The organism is Micromonospora sp. NPDC048868 (assembly GCF_043198195.1).
In the GTDB taxonomy this organism is placed as follows: Bacteria; Actinomycetota; Actinomycetes; order Mycobacteriales; family Micromonosporaceae; genus Micromonospora; species Micromonospora reichwaldensis.
The window spans coordinates 72,112-87,508 of the sequence record NZ_JBICUN010000005.1 but is presented as its reverse complement, the minus strand read 5'-3'; the positions used below and the strand labels follow the sequence as shown (position 1 = coordinate 87,508).

At 73.1% G+C, this 15,397-nt stretch carries 13 protein-coding genes; 9 read left to right on the top strand and 4 right to left on the bottom strand.

What is annotated here, in order from left to right; translation table 11 throughout:
* Positions 1-29 precede the first annotated feature (29 nt).
* Positions 30-1,949 (bottom strand): helix-turn-helix domain-containing protein, encoded by a 1,920-nt coding sequence (locus tag ACGFNF_RS09855; RefSeq protein WP_357580785.1) that lies wholly within the window; start codon positions 1,947-1,949, stop codon positions 30-32.
* 14 nt (positions 1,950-1,963) lie between these two features.
* Positions 1,964-2,746: a 3-hydroxybutyrate dehydrogenase gene (locus ACGFNF_RS09850; protein ID WP_311413841.1), complete on the bottom strand. Its 783-nt coding sequence runs from the start codon at positions 2,744-2,746 to the stop codon at positions 1,964-1,966.
* 211 nt (positions 2,747-2,957) lie between these two features.
* Here ACGFNF_RS09850 and ruvC point away from each other — a divergent pair, with 211 nt between their 5' ends.
* The 8 genes from ruvC to ACGFNF_RS09810 all read left to right on the top strand — a co-directional run bounded on the left by ruvC (position 2,958) and on the right by ACGFNF_RS09810 (position 12,364).
* Positions 2,958-3,485 (top strand): crossover junction endodeoxyribonuclease RuvC, encoded by a 528-nt coding sequence (ruvC, locus tag ACGFNF_RS09845; RefSeq protein ID WP_132240119.1) that lies wholly within the window; start codon positions 2,958-2,960, stop codon positions 3,483-3,485.
* Entirely contained in the window at positions 3,482-4,084 is a 603-nt protein-coding gene (gene ruvA / locus ACGFNF_RS09840; protein WP_151456909.1) for a Holliday junction branch migration protein RuvA, read from the top strand. Before ruvC ends, ruvA begins: the two co-directional genes overlap by 4 nt.
* The gene (gene ruvB / locus ACGFNF_RS09835) at positions 4,081-5,151 is read left to right on the top strand and encodes a Holliday junction branch migration DNA helicase RuvB (protein WP_393166982.1); all 1,071 of its coding nucleotides are present in this window, start codon (positions 4,081-4,083) and stop codon (positions 5,149-5,151) included. Before ruvA ends, ruvB begins: the two co-directional genes overlap by 4 nt.
* Before the next feature lie 138 nt (positions 5,152-5,289).
* Entirely contained in the window at positions 5,290-5,634 is a 345-nt protein-coding gene (gene yajC, locus ACGFNF_RS09830) for a preprotein translocase subunit YajC (RefSeq protein ID WP_393166980.1), read from the top strand.
* A gap of 257 nt (positions 5,635-5,891) precedes the next feature.
* Positions 5,892-7,817: a protein translocase subunit SecD gene (secD, locus tag ACGFNF_RS09825; RefSeq protein ID WP_393166978.1), complete on the top strand. Its 1,926-nt coding sequence runs from the start codon at positions 5,892-5,894 to the stop codon at positions 7,815-7,817.
* Position 7,818: 1 nt separating this feature from the next.
* Positions 7,819-9,012 (top strand): protein translocase subunit SecF, encoded by a 1,194-nt coding sequence (gene secF, locus ACGFNF_RS09820; protein ID WP_357580788.1) that lies wholly within the window; start codon positions 7,819-7,821, stop codon positions 9,010-9,012.
* A 101-nt stretch (positions 9,013-9,113) separates the two neighbouring features.
* Entirely contained in the window at positions 9,114-9,680 is a 567-nt protein-coding gene (locus tag ACGFNF_RS09815) for an adenine phosphoribosyltransferase (protein WP_357580789.1), read from the top strand.
* A 170-nt stretch (positions 9,681-9,850) separates the two neighbouring features.
* Positions 9,851-12,364 (top strand): RelA/SpoT family protein, encoded by a 2,514-nt coding sequence (locus ACGFNF_RS09810; RefSeq protein ID WP_393166976.1) that lies wholly within the window; start codon positions 9,851-9,853, stop codon positions 12,362-12,364.
* A gap of 129 nt (positions 12,365-12,493) precedes the next feature.
* Here the strand turns inward: ACGFNF_RS09810 and ACGFNF_RS09805 are convergent, their stop codons facing one another.
* Positions 12,494-13,333 (bottom strand): peptidylprolyl isomerase, encoded by an 840-nt coding sequence (locus ACGFNF_RS09805; protein WP_393166974.1) that lies wholly within the window; start codon positions 13,331-13,333, stop codon positions 12,494-12,496.
* 65 nt (positions 13,334-13,398) lie between these two features.
* Positions 13,399-14,286, bottom strand: coding sequence for a peptidylprolyl isomerase (locus ACGFNF_RS09800; protein ID WP_393166972.1), 888 nt, complete (start codon positions 14,284-14,286; stop codon positions 13,399-13,401).
* Between the two features lie 323 nt (positions 14,287-14,609).
* On the opposite strand from ACGFNF_RS09800, the gene ACGFNF_RS09795 reads away from it, so the two are divergent.
* Positions 14,610-15,326: an MBL fold metallo-hydrolase gene (locus tag ACGFNF_RS09795; protein ID WP_357580586.1), complete on the top strand. Its 717-nt coding sequence runs from the start codon at positions 14,610-14,612 to the stop codon at positions 15,324-15,326.
* Positions 15,327-15,397: the final 71 nt, after the last annotated feature.

Genomic DNA, 15,397 nt, shown 5'->3' with positions numbered 1-15,397 from the left:
GGTCCGTCGGCGCCCGGGTGCGCGGGCCGTCAGGCGGCGGGCGTACGCAGGCGGTGCAGGCGCAGGGCCAGCTGCACCTCAAGCGCCCGCTCCGGCTTCTGCCAGTCCGCGCCGAGCAGCTGCCCGACCCGTTCCAGCCGCTGGGTGACCGTGTTGACGTGCACGTGCAGCAGCTCGGCGGCCCGGGCGAGGCTGCCGCCCACCCCGAAGTACGCCTCCAGGGTCCGCACCAGCGCGGTGCCCCGCCGGGCGTCGTAGTCGACGACGGGCCCGACGGTGGCGGTCAGGAACCGGTTGACGTCCTTGTCGCCCCCGTCGCCGACCGCGCCCAGCAGCAGCCCGACGAAGCCCAGCTCGGCCGTGCTCGCCCCCTGCCCCGAGCGGCCCAGCGCACCCAGCGCGGTCAGGCACCGCTCCGCCTCGGCGAACGTCGCGGCCAGCGACGCCGGCCCCGTCGACGGGCCGCTCGACCCGGCGGTCACCGGCCGGCCGGTCACCCGGGACAGGTCCCGGGCCACCGCCCGGGCGCTGCCGCCCGCGTCCTGCCCGGGCAGCATCAGCACCACCCGCCCGTCGCGGGCGGCCGCCAGCCCGCCCCGGGTCGAGGCGTACGTGGTGGCCCAGGAGAGCACCCGCTGCCGGGCCGAGCCGGTGGCGGCGATGGCGTCGTCGCCGACCGCCACGAGCACGTGGGGGGCGTCCAGGTCCACCCCGAGCCGGCGCGCCCGGCTGCGCAGCGCGTCCGTGTCCCGCAGCGGCCGGGCGATGAGGTCGTCGAGCAGCTCGCCCCGGACCCGCCCCTCCGCCTCGGCGACGGTACGCCGGAACAGCAGCAGCAGCGCCGTCACCAGCGACGCCCGCTCCAGGATCCGCTGGTCGGCGTCGACCAGCTCGTCGTCGGGGCGCAGCACCAGCGCGCCCATGTTCTCCGCCCCGGCCACCACGGCGGCGTACCAGAGCCGGCCCCGGCGCACGCTGCGGCCCTCCGTACGCGACGCGGCCACCGCCTCCACCATGTCCGCCCGGTCCGGCTCCTCGATCTCGCCGACCCGGGCCAGCAGCCGGCCCTCCGCGTCGAGCGCCAGCAGCGCCCCGCCGAGCACGTCGGTGACCGCCGCGGCGACGTCCTCCACGCCGCCCCCGCGCAGTACCAGCGCGGTCATCCGGTCGTGCGCCGCGGCGGCCCGCTCCACGGAGCTGCTGTGCGCCCGGATGGTGGTGTTGGCCGCCGACAGCTCCTCCAGCGCGGCCTGCGTCTCCGCGAGCAGCCGCGCGGTGTCGATCGCCACCGCCGCGTGCGCGGCCAGGGAGACCAGCAGCGCCACCTCCTCGCGGACGAACGGCCGGGCCGAGCGGTTGGCCGCGTAGAGCACCCCGATCGAGGTCGAGCCGAGCCGCAGCGGCACCCCGAGGATGGCCACCAGGCCCTCCTCGCCCACGCCGGCGTCGATCTCGCCGGTGTGGTGGAAGCGGTCGTCCTCCGGGTAGTTCGCGGTGACGTACGGGGCGCCGGACTGGGCCACCAGGCCGCCCAGGCCCGCGCCCATCGGCAGCCGCAGCTGCTGGAAGCGGGCGGAGACCGAGCCGTCGGTGACCCGCATGTACGTGTCGCCGCGCTCCTCGTCGTCGAGCGTCATGTAGGCCACGTCCGCGCCGAGCAGGTTGCGCGCCCGGTGCACGATCGCGCGCAGCACGTCGTCCAGGTCGCGCAGCCCGGCCAGGTCACTGACCGTGTCGTACAGCCCGGAGAGCTCGACCTCCCGGCGGCGGCGGCGTTCCAGCAGCGCGCGGACCCGCAGCGCCACCGTCTTGGCCTGCTCCAGCTCGGCGAGCCGCGCGGGCGACAGCCCGGCGGCGCGCGCGGCGATGAGCGGCCCCTCGAACTCCACCGCCGCGGCCTCGCGGGCGAGCAGCTCCAGGAACTCCACCGGTGACGACATGACCGACATTGTGCGGCTTGCCACTAGTTCGCCGTCCAGCCCCCGTCGAGCGCGATGGACGCGCCCGTGATGAACGCCGCCGGCGGCGAGCAGAGGTACGCCACGAGTTCGGACACCTCCTCCGGCTCGATCAGCCGCTTGATCGCCGCCCGCGCCAACATGATCTTCTCGACCACCTCGCTCTCGGGGATGCCGTGGCTGGCGGCCTGGTCGGCGATCTGGCTCTCCACCAGCGCGGTGCGCACGTACGCCGGGTTGATGCAGTTGGCGGTCACGCCGTGCGGGGCGCCCTCCAGCGCGACCACCTTCGACAGCCCCTCCAGCGCGTGCTTCGCGGAGACGTACGCCGACTTGTACGGCGAGGCGCGCAGCCCGTGCACCGAGGAGATGTTCACGATCCGCCCCCAGCCCCTGGCGTACATGTGCGGCAGCGCCCGACGGATGATCAGGAACGGCGCCTCGACCATCACCCGGTGCAGGTGGGCGAAGCGCTCCGCGGAGAACTCCTGCACCGGCGCCACGTGCTGCAGGCCCGCGTTGTTCACCACGATGTCCACGTCGGCGTCGAGGCGGTCCACCGCGTCCGGGTCGGCCAGGTCCACGCCCTCGGCCCGCCCGCCGGCCTCCGCCGCCACCGCCTTGGCCGCCTCGATGTTGCGGTCCACCACCAGGACCTCCGCGCCGGCGGCGCCCAGCCGCAGGGCGCAGGCCCGGCCGATGCCGCTCCCGCCCCCGGTCACCAGGGCGGTACGACCAGCGAGGTCGACGTGTACGACGTGGGGGACCGCCACGGGTTCTGCCGTCATGGCGCATGAAGTTACGAGCTGTGTGTCCGGGCGCACATGGGCCGGCGACACATACTCACCGCCCGGCATGTGTGGCCGCCGCGCGCCCCCGGCGGCGTGTCGGCGCGCCCGGCGTGTCCCCGGCGGCGGGGTGTCGCCCGGCTCGGTAGGGTGTCGAACACACGTACTGCTGGCGGCTGGGGTCTCGCTGGCGGCTGGGGGAGGAGGCGGCGTGCGCGTGCTGGGCGTCGACCCGGGGCTGACCCGGTGCGGGGTCGGCGTGGTCGAGGGTGTGCCGGGGCGCCCCTGCACGCTGATCGCCTACTACGTCGTCCACACCGATCCGGACGACGACCTGGCGCTGCGCCTGCTGCACCTGGACCGTTCGCTCACCGACCTGGTCGCCGAGCACCGGCCCGACAGCGTCGCCGTCGAGCGGGTCTTCAGCCAGCACAACGTCCGCACGGTGATGGGCACCGCCCAGGCCAGCGGAATCGCCGTGCTCGCCGGCGCCCGCGCCGGGCTGCCCGTGCAGACCTACACGCCCAGCGAGGTGAAGGCCGCCGTGACCGGTTCCGGCCAGGCCGACAAGGCGCAGATGACCGCCATGGTCACCCGGCTGCTGCGGCTGGCCGAGCCGCCGAGGCCGGCGGACGCCGCCGACGCCCTGGCCCTGGCCATCTGTCACGTGTGGCGCGGAGGGACGCGTTCCAAGCTGGCCGCCGCGGCCGACCGGGTACGACGAGGAGGAGCCAGATGATCGCCAGCGTGCGCGGGGTGGTGACCGCGACCGGTCCGGATCACGCCGTGGTGGAGGTCGGCGGGGTGGGCCTGGCGGTGCAGTGCGCTCCGGGCACCCTCGCCGACCTGCGCATCGGCCAGCCCGCCCGGCTGGCCACCAGCCTGGTCGTCCGGGAGGATTCGCTCACCCTCTACGGCTTCGCCGACGACGACGCCAAGCAGCTGTTCGAGCTGCTCCAGACCGCCAGCGGTGTCGGCCCCCGGCTGGCCCAGGCCGTCCTCGCCGTGCACACCCCCGACGCGGTGCGCAAGGCGATCGCCAACGCCGACACCGCCGCGCTGACCCGGGTGCCCGGCATCGGCAAGAAGGGCGCGGAGCGCCTGGTCCTGGAGCTGCGCGACCGCGTCGGCCCGGTGCCGGTCGGCGCCGACGGCGCGGCCGGGGTCACCGGCGGGGCCTGGCCGGAGCAGGTCCGCCAGGCGCTGGTCGGGCTCGGCTGGACGGCCGGGCAGGCCGACCAGGCGGTGGCCGCCGTCGCGGAGACCATCGACGGTGACGTGCCGCCGGTGCCGGTCCTGCTCAAGCAGGCCATCCGGCTGCTGGGCCGCACCCGGTGACGGGGCCCGACGGCGGGCTGGTCTCCGCGTACGTGCACGACGCCGACCTCGACGCGGAGGCCACGGTCCGGCCGAAGCGGCTGGAGGAGTTCATCGCCCAGCACCGGGTCCGCGACCAGCTCGACCTGCTGCTGCAGGGCGCGATGCGGCGCGGCTCCCCGCCCGACCACATCCTCCTGTCGGGCCCGCCCGGCCTGGGTAAGACCACCCTGGCCAACATCGTCGCCGCCGAGCTGGGCTCGGGCATCCGGGTGACCAGCGGGCCGGCGATCGAGCGCTCGGGCGACCTGGCGGCGATCCTGACCAGCCTCGCCGAGGGCGACGTGCTCTTCATCGACGAGATCCACCGGATCGCGAAGCCGGCCGAGGAGCTGCTCTACAGCGCGATGGAGGACTTCCGGGTCGACGTGATCGTCGGCAAGGGTCCGGGCGCGACGGCGATCCCGCTGGACGTCGAGCCGTTCACCCTGGTCGGCGCGACCACCCGCTCCGGCCTGCTCACCGGGCCGATGCGCGACCGGTTCGGCTTCGTCGCGCACCTCGACTTCTATTCGCCGGCCGACCTGGAGGTGCTGCTGCGCCGCTCGGCCCGGATCCTCGGCGTGCCGATCACCGACGACGGCGCCGCCGAGGTGGCCGGCCGCTCCCGGGGCACGCCCCGCATCGCCAACCGCCTGCTGCGCCGGGTCCGCGACTTCGCCGAGGTCCGGGCCGACGGCGTGGTCACCCTGGAGACCGCCCGGGCCGCCCTCACGGTGTACGACGTCGACGCGCTGGGCCTGGACCGGCTGGACCGGGCCGTGTTGACCGCGCTCGTCGACTCGTTCCGGGGCGGGCCGGTCGGCCTGTCCACGCTGGCCGTGGCGGTGGGTGAGCAGCCGGACACGGTGGAGGAGGTCTGCGAGCCGTTCCTGGTCCGGGCCGGCCTGCTGGCCCGTACGCCGCGCGGCCGGGTCGCCACGGAGGCCGCCTGGCGGCATCTGGGCCGTACGCCGCCGAATGGTACATTTGGCGCGAATGCTCCTGCGGTGCCCGATCTGTTCTCGACGGATGTCGATCAGCCGTGATGTGAACGTGATCTGTGCCGCATTCGGCGTTCCCAGGTGCAGGGATTAGACTCGCGCCGGTCTGTACAGGACGTGAGAATCCGCTTCCGCTCCGGCGCGCCCGCGCCGGGCCGGGGGCCAATGGGAAGGTCTTTCACCGTGCTTTACGCAGCAGAGGGCGGCGGGGGTGCCGGCAGCCTGACGCCGATCCTCATGATCGCTCTGCTCTTCGGCGTCATGTACTTCATGATGATCCGCCCGCAGCAGAAGCGCCGCCGTGAGGCGGAGTCCATGCAGTCCGCCCTCTCGCCCGGCGACGAGGTGGTCACCATCGGTGGCCTCTACGGCACGGTCACCGGCGTGGACGACGACACCGTCCTGCTCGAGGTCGCGCCCGGTGTGCAGACCCGCTACGCCCGTCCGGCCATCGCCCGGGTCGTCAGTCAGGCGGAGCGCCCCGCCGGCGAGCCGGTCGTCGAGGACGCGGACGTCGTCAAGGAATGACTGTCGCTCCCGCCCCGCGCGGAGTGGTCGTCGCCGGACTCCGGTGACGACTTTCCCCGACGGGGCAGCGGAGGCGACGTGAAAACTGGATAGTTGGGCCCGACGCCGGAAGCCGGCTCGTCCCGTTCCGCCCGGCGCCCCCACGCCGAGCCCGGAGCCGGATGCCGGCCTCCGACGCCGGCCCGTCGGACCCGCCGGCCGGACCGGCCGACACCCGCCGCACCAGCGGCGCGACCGTACAGGGAGACAGGACAGCCGTGGCACCACCTCAGGGACAGATGCGGCCCGGACGGCAACTGGCCGTGCTCGGGCTCATCTTCGTCGTCCTCTATCTTTTGGTGTTCTTCGCGGGCGGCGCCAGCGGCGGCCTGAAGGACAGGCTCGAGCCCAAGCTCGGCCTGGACCTCGTCGGCGGCACCCGGCTGACGCTGGAGGCGACCAACAGCGTCGACGGCCGGCCCCCCACGGCGGAGAACCTCGAAGAGGCCCGCCAGATCATCGAGAGCCGCGTCAACGCCTTCGGCGTCGCCGAGGCCGAGGTGGTCACCGAGGGCAACCGCAACATCGTGATCTCCCTGCCCGGCGAGAACCGCGACCTGACCGAGGTGGGCGACGCCGCCGAGCTGCGCTTCCGCAAGGTGCTCAAGGCCGCCGACGGCAGCGGCGCGGCCACCGCCCCGCCGCCCGCCGCCACCCCGGCCCCGTCCGGCAGCGCGGCCCCGGCCCCGTCGGGCAGCGCGAAGCCCTCGGGCAGCGCCGCCCCGTCGGGCAGCGCCGCCCCGAAGGCGACCGCGTCGCCGAGTGGCGGCCAGGGCGGCATGGCCCCGGCCCCGAGCGCCAGCGCGTCGGCCGCACCGAGCGCCACCCCCTCGGCCGCCGCCCCGGCGCCGAGCGCCAGCGGCGAGCCGGTGCCACAGAGCATCGAGGAGCAGCGCAAGGCCGTCGAGCAGAAGGTCGGCGCCGCCGCCTGGGCGGCCGCGAGCGGTCTCCAGGCCCCGGCCGACCTGGCCGCCGACCCGTCGCTGGCGGAGAAGCTCAAGCCGTTCGCGGCTCTCGACCCGCGCGAGGTCGCGGTGCTGCCGGCGGCGGTGCAGTTCAACGTGCCGCAGATCAGCTGCGCCCAGCTCGACAAGCGCCCGCCGGCGTCGATCTCGGCCGCCGACCAGCAGGCGGTGGCCTGCGAGGACGGCGTGGCGAAGTACCTGCTCGACCAGGCGAAGGTGCTGGGCACCGACGTCAAGGGCGCCAGCGCGGTGCTGGACCAGACCAGCCAGTGGGTGGTGAGCCTCGACTTCACGGGCGGCGGCCAGACCAAGTGGACCAACCTGACCCGCGAGGCGTTCAACAACGAGGGACAGGCCTGCGACGCCACCGCCCTCGGCCAGGACGGCAAGTGCCGTGTCGCCGTCGTGCTCGACAACGAGATCGTCTCCTCGCCCGAGATCCAGGGCGTGCTGACGGGCAACTCGCAGATCACCGGCAACTTCAACCAGAAGGACGCCAGCGCCCTGGCCGGCCAGCTGCGCTACGGCGCGCTGCCGGTGACCTTCGAGGCGCAGGAGCAGCAGAACGTCACCGCCACCCTGGGTGCCAGCCACCTGCGGGCGGGTCTGCTCGCGGCGGGCATCGGCATGCTGCTGGTCATCGTCTACTCGTTCTTCTACTACCGCCTGCTCGGCTCGGTCATCTTCCTGAGCCTGGTTCTCTCGGCGCTGCTGGTCTTCGGCGCGCTGGTGGTGCTGGGCCGGCAGATCGGCTTCACCCTCACCCTCGCCGGCATCGCCGGCATGATCGTGTCACTGGGTGTGGCGGCGGACTCGTTCGTCATCTACTTCGAGCGGCTCAAGGACGAGATCCGCGAGGGGCGCAGCCCGCGCAGCGCGGTGCCGCGCGCCTGGATCCGGGCCCGCCGCACGATCATCTCGGCCAACGCGATCACGCTGATGTCGGCGGTGGTGCTCTACGTGGTCTCGGTCGGCACGGTGAAGGGCTTCGCGTTCGCCCTCGGCCTGGCCACGGTGCTGGACCTCGTCGTGGTGTTCCTCTTCCGGCACCCGATCATGACGATGTTCGCCCGCACCTCCGCGTTCCTGTCCCCGCGGGTCAGCGGCCTCGGCCGGGCGCTCCCGCCCCGGACGGCCGAGCCGGCCAAGCCCCGCAACCCGCGCGTGAAGGAGGCCTGAGATGGCAAAGAGTGGTCTCGCGAGCCGCCTCTACCGTGGCGAGGCCGGCCTCGACATCATCGGTCGGCGCAAGCTCTGGTTCGGCGTGGCGCTCGCGCTGATCCTGCTGTCGCTGCTCAGCTTCGGGCTGCGCGGCTTCAGCCTCGGCATCGAGTTCGCCGGCGGCAACTCGTTCCAGATCCCGGCCAGCGTCGGCACGCTGGATCAGACCGAGTTGAAGGTCCAGGAGGCCCTCGACACGGCCGCCGACGGCGCCGAGGTGGTCACCACGCAGAAGGTCGGCGGCACCGGCGGCGACTTCTACGAGGTGCGCACCAGCCAGCTCGACACCGAGCAGTCCAACGCCGTCAAGGACGAGATCGCCCGGGAGTTCGGCATCGACGCCGCCGCCATCAGCGGCAACCAGGTCAGCGAGGCGTGGGGCAGCCAGGTCACCTCCCGGGCGCTGCTCGGTCTGGTCATCTTCATCGCGGTGGTGATGGTCTACCTGATCCTGCGCTTCGAGTGGCGGATGGCGGTCGCGGCCGTCGCCTCGCTGATCATGAACCTGGTCCTCACCGCCGGCATCTACTCGCTTGTCGGCTTCGAGGTCACCCCGTCGACGGTCATCGGCTTCCTCACGATCCTGGGCTTCGCGCTCTACGACGTGGTGGTGGTCTTCGACAAGGTGCAGGAGAACACCCGCGGCATCACCGCCAACAACAACCAGACGTACGGCGAGGCCGCCAACCTGGCGATCAACCAGAGCCTCATGCGGTCGCTGAACACGTCGGTGGTCGCGCTGCTGCCGGTCGGCGGTCTGCTCTTCATCGGTGCCGGCCTGCTCGGCGCGGGCACCCTGAAGGACCTGGGCCTGGTGCTCTTCGTCGGTATGGCGGTGGCGTTCCTGACCTCGATCCTGCTGGCCACGCCGCTGCTGGTGCTGCTCAAGAACTACGACCCGCGCATCCAGGCGCACAACAAGCGGGTAATGGCCCGCCGGGGCGCGATCGCCCGGGGCGAGGTTACCGGCAAGGGCACCGCCCCGCGTACCGACGAGTCCGACGACGAGCCGGTCGACCCGGAGTCGGCCGCGCTGGCCGGCGCGGCGCCGCGGGTGGGCGCCCGACCGGCCGGGAAGCGCCCGACCGGCGCCCGGAGCGGCCGACCCGCCGGCGGCGGTGGCAACCGGCCGGGTGGCGGCAAGCGGCGCTGAGCCGGGCCGGGCAGACCCGGTAGGAACCGATCCGACGGCGTCCTTCATGCTGTGCGAGCAGCATGCAGGACGCCGTCGTCGTGAAGGGGAGCGGAACTGCCGTGACGGAGACCCACAGCACCGGGGTACGGGGAGACAGCGGCCCGGCCACCGCCGCGCTGGTCGCCAGCCGGGTGCTCGACGTGCCCGACTTCCCGAAGCCCGGCGTCATGTTCAAGGACCTGATGCCGCTGTTCGCCGACGGCGACACGTTCCGTCAGGTGATCGACGGGATCGTCGCGTACCACGGGCGGGAGTCGTTCGACGCCGTCGTCGGCATCGAGGCGCGCGGGTTCGTAGTCGCTGCCGCCATCGCGTACGCGACCGGGGTCGGCGTCGTGCCGGTGCGCAAGGCCGGCAAGCTGCCCCGTCCGGCCTACTCGGCCTCCTACGCCCTGGAGTACGGCGAGGCCACGCTGGAGGTGCACGAGGACGCCTTCACGGCCGGGCACCGAGTGCTGGTGGTCGACGACGTGCTGGCCACCGGCGGCACCGCCGAGGCGACGCTGGACCTGGTGGAGCGGGCCGGCGGGACCGTGGCAGGCTTCACCGTCCTGCTGGAGCTCGCCTTCCTCGGCGGCCGGGAGCGGCTGGCCCCGCGCCCGGTGCATGCCCTGTTGACCGTTTGACCCCGCCGACCGTCGGGCGGACCCGGTGCGGACCGTCCGGCGGAGCGGCGGGGCACCGTGCGTGCGGGTAGCATTGCCCTTTGCTGACCGGGCGGGACCCGTCCGGGCGGCGCGAGACCAGGCCGGCCGGCGCACGGTCGGTGACTTCCCGGCGAGCGGTGAGGAGGCCGGTGTCCCACGATGTCGCCCCTCCGGTGGAGGGCACGGTGTACCCGACAGGCGACGCGGACGGCTCGGCGACCGCACCCAACGGTGACGCGCAGGCCCCGGAGGCGGGCCCCGGCGTGACCGTCCCGGCCGAGCCCGTACGCCCCGATACGCCGACGGCCACGGCCGGCGGCGCGGGCGCGGCGGCCGAGGGGGTCCTGCTTCCGTTCCCCGCCGACGTCGTCGGCGACCACATGCCGAGCGCCGGTTTCGCGCTCTCCACCGCGCCCACCGGCCGCCGGGTCCGGGCACGGCTGGCGCGGTTCAACGCGCCCTGGCAGTCCTCGCAGGTCAGCGAGGTGCTGGAGCCGCTGATCTCGACCCACCGGGACGCCCACCCCAAGGCGGACGCGCGGCTGCTCCAGCGCGCCTTCGACACGGCGGCCCGCTGGCACTCCGGGCAGTACCGCAAGTCCGGCGACCCCTACATCACCCACCCGCTCGCGGTCGCCACGATCCTGGCCAACCTGGGCATGGACACCACCACCCTGGTCGCCGCGCTCCTGCACGACACGATCGAGGACACGGAATACACCCTCGACCAGATGCGGGCCGACTTCGGCGGCGAGGTGGCGCTGCTGGTCGACGGGGTGACCAAGCTCGACAAGGTCAAGCTGGGCGACGCGGCCAAGGCCGAGACGATCCGCAAGATGGTCGTCGCGATGGCCAAGGACCCGCGGGTGCTGGTGATCAAGCTGGCCGACCGGCTGCACAACATGCGTACCCTCACCTTCCTGCCCCGCCCCAAGCAGGAGCAGAAGGCGAAGGAGACGCTGGAGATCCTGGCCCCGCTGGCCCACCGGCTGGGTATGAACACGATCAAGTGGGAGCTGGAGGACCTGGCCTTCGGCACGCTCTTCCCGAAGCGCTACGAGGAGATCAACCGGCTGATCGGCGAGCACCAGCCGCAGCGGGAGGCGCTGCTGCGCCAGGTGACGCAGAAGGTGCAGACCGACCTGAAGGCCGCCAAGATCAAGGCGGAGACCACCGGGCGGCCGAAGCACCTCTACTCGATCTACCAGAAGATGATCGTGCGGGGTCGCGACTTCAACGACATCTACGACCTGGTCGGGGTGCGGATCCTGGTCGACACGGTGCGGGACTGCTACGCGGCGCTGGGCGTGATCCACGCCAACTGGCAGCCGGTGCCGGGCCGGTTCAAGGACTACATCGCGATGCCCAAGTTCAACATGTACCAGTCGCTGCACACGACGGTCATCGGGCCCACCGGCAAGCCGGTGGAGATGCAGATCCGCACGTACGCGATGCACCGCACCGCCGAGTTCGGCATCGCCGCGCACTGGAAGTACAAGGAGCACAAGGGCACCCAGATCGTCGGCCCGCCCGCGCACATCGACGAGATGACGTGGCTGCGCCAACTGCTGGACTGGCAGCGGGAGGCGGCCGACCCGAGCGAGTTCCTCGACGCGCTGCGCTTCGACCTGTCCAGCCAGGAGGTGTACGTCTTCACCCCGAAGGGTGACGTCATCCCGCTGCCGACCGGCTCCACGCCTGTGGACTTCGCGTACGCGGTGCACACCGAGGTCGGGCACAAGTGCATCGGGGCGCGGGTCAACGGCAAGCTGGTGCCGCTGGAGTCGACGCTGTCCAACGGCGACGTGATCGAGATCTTCACGTCGAAGTCCGACACGGCCGGCCCGACGCAGGACTGGCTGGGCTTCGTCAAGAGCCCCCGGGCGCGCACGAAGATCCGGCAGTACTTCAACAAGGAGCGGCGCGAGGAGGCGATCGAGGCCGGCAAGGACGCGATCGTCAAGGCGATGCGCAAGCAGGGCATGCCGTTGCAGCGGATGCTCACCTCCGACGCGCTGATGGCGATCGCCCGGGACCTGCACCTGGCCGACGTGGCCTCCCTCTACGCGGCGGTCGGCGACAGCCAGGTCTCCGCCCAGTCGGTGGTGCAGAAGCTGATGGCCGCGTACGGCGGCGAGGAGGGCGCGGCGGAGGACATCGCCGAGACCGCCGTCGCCACCCGTCCGCCCCGCAGCCGGCAGAGCAGCGCCGACCCGGGCGTGGTGGTACGCGGGGTCAGCGACGTGTGGATCAAGCTGGCGCGCTGCTGCACGCCGGTGCCGCCGGACTCGGTCTTCGGCTTCGTCACCCGCTCCGGCGGCGTGAGCGTGCACCGCGACGACTGCGCCAACGCCGAGGACCTGCGGGCGCAGGCCGAGCGGGTGGTCGAGGTGAGCTGGAAGCTCACCTCGGCGTCGACGTTCCTGGTCGCCATCCAGGTCGAGGCGCTGGACCGGCACAAGCTGCTCGCCGACGTGACCCGGGTGCTCTCCGAGGAGCGGGTGAACATCCTCTCCGCCACAGTCACCACCACCCGCGACCGGGTGGCGGTGAGCCGGTTCAGCTTCGAGATGGCGGACCCGAAGCACCTGGGCCACCTGCTGGCGGCGGTCCGCAAGGTGGACGGCGTCTTCGACGCCTACCGCGTCACCTCCGGCGCCTGACCCCGCTAACCCCTCGCACACCAGCGCCCCGGCCCGGCACCGACCGAGCCGGGGCGCTGGTGTGCGGGTGGAACGGACGAGCGCCCGCCGGCGGGGCCGGCGGGCGCTCGTCGTACGTCAGGGTGGTTTTCAGCCCTGGGGGGCGCTCATGGTGAGCTTGTTGATGGTGACTTCCTTCTTCGGGTGGCCGCCACCGGCCTGCTTCGCGAACGCCTTGTCGTCGCCCGCCGCCGCGACCTGCTTCACGAGGTCCATGCCGCCGGTGATGGTGCCCAGGACGGTGTAGTTCGGGTCCAGCGGCGAGTCGCCGTAGACGATGAAGAACTGGCTGCCCGTGCTGCCCGGCTGGCCCGAGTTGGCCATCGCGATCACGCCCTCCGGGTACGGGGGCCGCTTGTCGGTGGGCAGGTTCTCCTCGGCGAGCCGGTAGCTCGGGCCGCCGGTGCCGTCGGTCTGGCGCCAGCCCTTGCCCGTCGCGCCGGGGTCACCGCACTGGAGCACCTTGATACCCTCGGTCACCAGCCGGTGGCACTTGCTGTTGTCGAAGAAGTTCTTCTCCGCCAGGTGGGTGAAGCTGCCCGCGGTGCAGGGCACCGCCGACCGGTCGATCGTAGCGGTGATCGGGCCCAGGTTGGTGTCGATCGTCATCGTCTGGGTGCCCGTGGCCGACTGCTGCACGGGCGGCACCCCGACGTCCTTGATCTGCGGGGACCGCTGGTCGGCGGGGATCTCGGTCCAGGCGCACTGCACCTTGCCGGCACCCGGGCCGGCGGTGTCGGTCTTGTCGTCGTCCCCGCCGAGGGTGGTGACGAGCCAGACCGTGCCGGCGACGACGAGGACCAGGACCGAGGCGGCCCCCACGATCGCCTGGGTCTGCCGGCGCTTGCGGGCCCTGGCCGCGCGCTCGGCCATCTCCTTCTCGAGCCGGGCGCGCGCCGCCGCGCGCTGCCGCTCTCTGGTGGACGTCACGCCTGGATCCTCCTGGGCTGTCGGGTGGCGCGGTCGGTGCCGCTGAGATTGGTGGGGCGGCCGGGTCAGCCGGCGCTCGGGCTGGCCGCCGGAGCGCCCGAAGCGGGCGGCGTCGGTGCCGAGGTCGCCTGCGCCGCGGGCTCGCCGACGGTCAGGCTCTGCACGACCACGTCGTCGTCCTTGGGCTTGACCTTGGCCCCCGTCCCATTGTCCACGGTCGGCTTGGCACCGATCTTCGCCACCACGTCGATCCCACCGGTGACCCGGCCGATGATCGGATACTTCGGGTCGGCCGTGGTGAAGTCCTTGAAGAACATCAGGAACTGGCTGCCGTTGGCGCCCGGCGGGTTGGCGATCATCGCGACCGTGCCCTTCGGGTACGTCGCGGGCTGGCTGGCGGCGGGGCTGGCCGACGGTGACGGCGCGGTGGGCACGTTCTCGTCATAGAACGAGTAGGTGGGGCCGCCGAGCCCGGTGCCGCTCGGGTCGCCGCAGCGCACCGCGCCCTCGGCGGTGATCTCGTGGCACTTGGTGTTGTCGTAGAACGACCGGCTGGACAGGTGGGCGATGCTCGCCGCCGCGCACGGGGCGCCAGCCAGGTCCAGCTCGACGGTGATCGGCGCACCCTGGTTGGTGGTGACCGTCATCGGACGTACGCCGTCGGTGGGCAGCCCCTCGGTGGCCGGGGTGCCGACGTCCTTGAGGTTGGTGTTCGCGGTGGCGTCCTGCGGCGTCCACAGGCAGACGTCCTCGGCGGCCGTGTTCTCCTTCGGCTCGTCGTCGAAGGCGCCCAGCGCCCACGCCGAGCCGCCCACGATCAGCGCGAGGACGACGGCGACGCCGACACCGGCCTGGATCTGCCGACGACGCTTGACGACGGCGGCCCGGCGGGCGAGTTGCCGGTCGAGCTTGGCGCGCGCCAGTTTGCGCTGCCGGTCCCTGCTGGAAGCCACCCGTGCTCCCCTTCCTCTACCCTGGTCGTCACCGGTGGTCGGGCGTCCTGCGCCCGTTCGGCGGCAGGTGCGCCACGCCACACGCCCGCCAGAGTGTACGGCTACCGGCTGGGAAAGTGGTGTACTAGGTCCGGGCCGGGTTTATCGGAACGCGTCACTGCGCCCGGCGGAGCCCACGGGACGCACGCGATCGTCGCCGCACGCGGTGCCCGGGACGGGCACGATCGGCGCCACGCGGTACGCCCCGGACGCACGCGCAGAACCTCCTCGCCCCGCCCGTTAGGCTGCTGACAGGCAACCCACTCGACGGAAGGGGAGCGGACGTGCTCGTGGCCGGCTTTCCCGCGGACGCCTTCGGCACCAACTGCTATGTGGTCGCCGCCGCGCCGGGGGAGCAGTGCGTGGTGGTCGACCCCGGCATCGGGGTGCTCGACCGGCTCGACGCCCTGCTGGCCGAGCATCGGCTGCACCCGGCCGCCGTCCTGCTCACCCACGGCCACCTCGACCACACGTTCTCGGTGGCACCGGTCTGCGGCGCGCGCGGCATCACCGCGTACGTGCACCCCGGCGACCGGGAGATGCTCGCCGACCCGGCCAAGGGGCTGTCGGCGGAGCTCCGCTCGCTCTTCGGTGGGCGGCTGCCCTACACCGAGCCGGAGGACGTCGCCGAGCTGACCGACGGCGCCACGCTCGCCCTCGCCGGGTTGGAGATCACCGTCGACCACGCCCCGGGCCATACCGGCGGGTCGGTGCTCTTCCGACTGCCGGCCGCCGGCTCGTCGTGGGACGCGGAGCAGCTCTGCCTCTCGGGCGACGTCCTGTTCGCCGGCTCCATCGGCCGCACCGACCTGCCGGGCGGCAGCATGACGAGGATGGTCACCAGCCTCCGGGACAAGATCCTCCCGCTGGCCGACGACACCGTCGTGCTGCCCGGCCACGGCCCCGCGACCACCATCGGCCGCGAGCGCGCGACCAACCCGTACCTCGTCGAGGTGGCGGGTGGCGGCGCGCGACCGGCGGCCCCCGCCCGCGGCCTCTGACCGGCCGCACCGACTTCTCACCCCGCGGCCGTGGCCGGCCGCGCCGACTCTTCGCCCGCGCCGACCGCGCG

Bases quoted from the DNA above. Each gene is read 5' to 3' on its own strand.
- ACGFNF_RS09855 (WP_357580785.1), bottom strand. From the start codon at position 1,949: ATGTCGGTCATGTCGTCACCGGTGGAGTTCCTGGAGCTGCTCGCCCGC.
- ACGFNF_RS09850 (WP_311413841.1), bottom strand. From the start codon at position 2,746: ATGACGGCAGAACCCGTGGCGGTCCCCCACGTCGTACACGTCGACCTC.
- ruvA (WP_151456909.1), top strand. From the start codon at position 3,482: ATGATCGCCAGCGTGCGCGGGGTGGTGACCGCGACCGGTCCGGATCAC.
- secF (WP_357580788.1), top strand. From the start codon at position 7,819: ATGGCAAAGAGTGGTCTCGCGAGCCGCCTCTACCGTGGCGAGGCCGGC.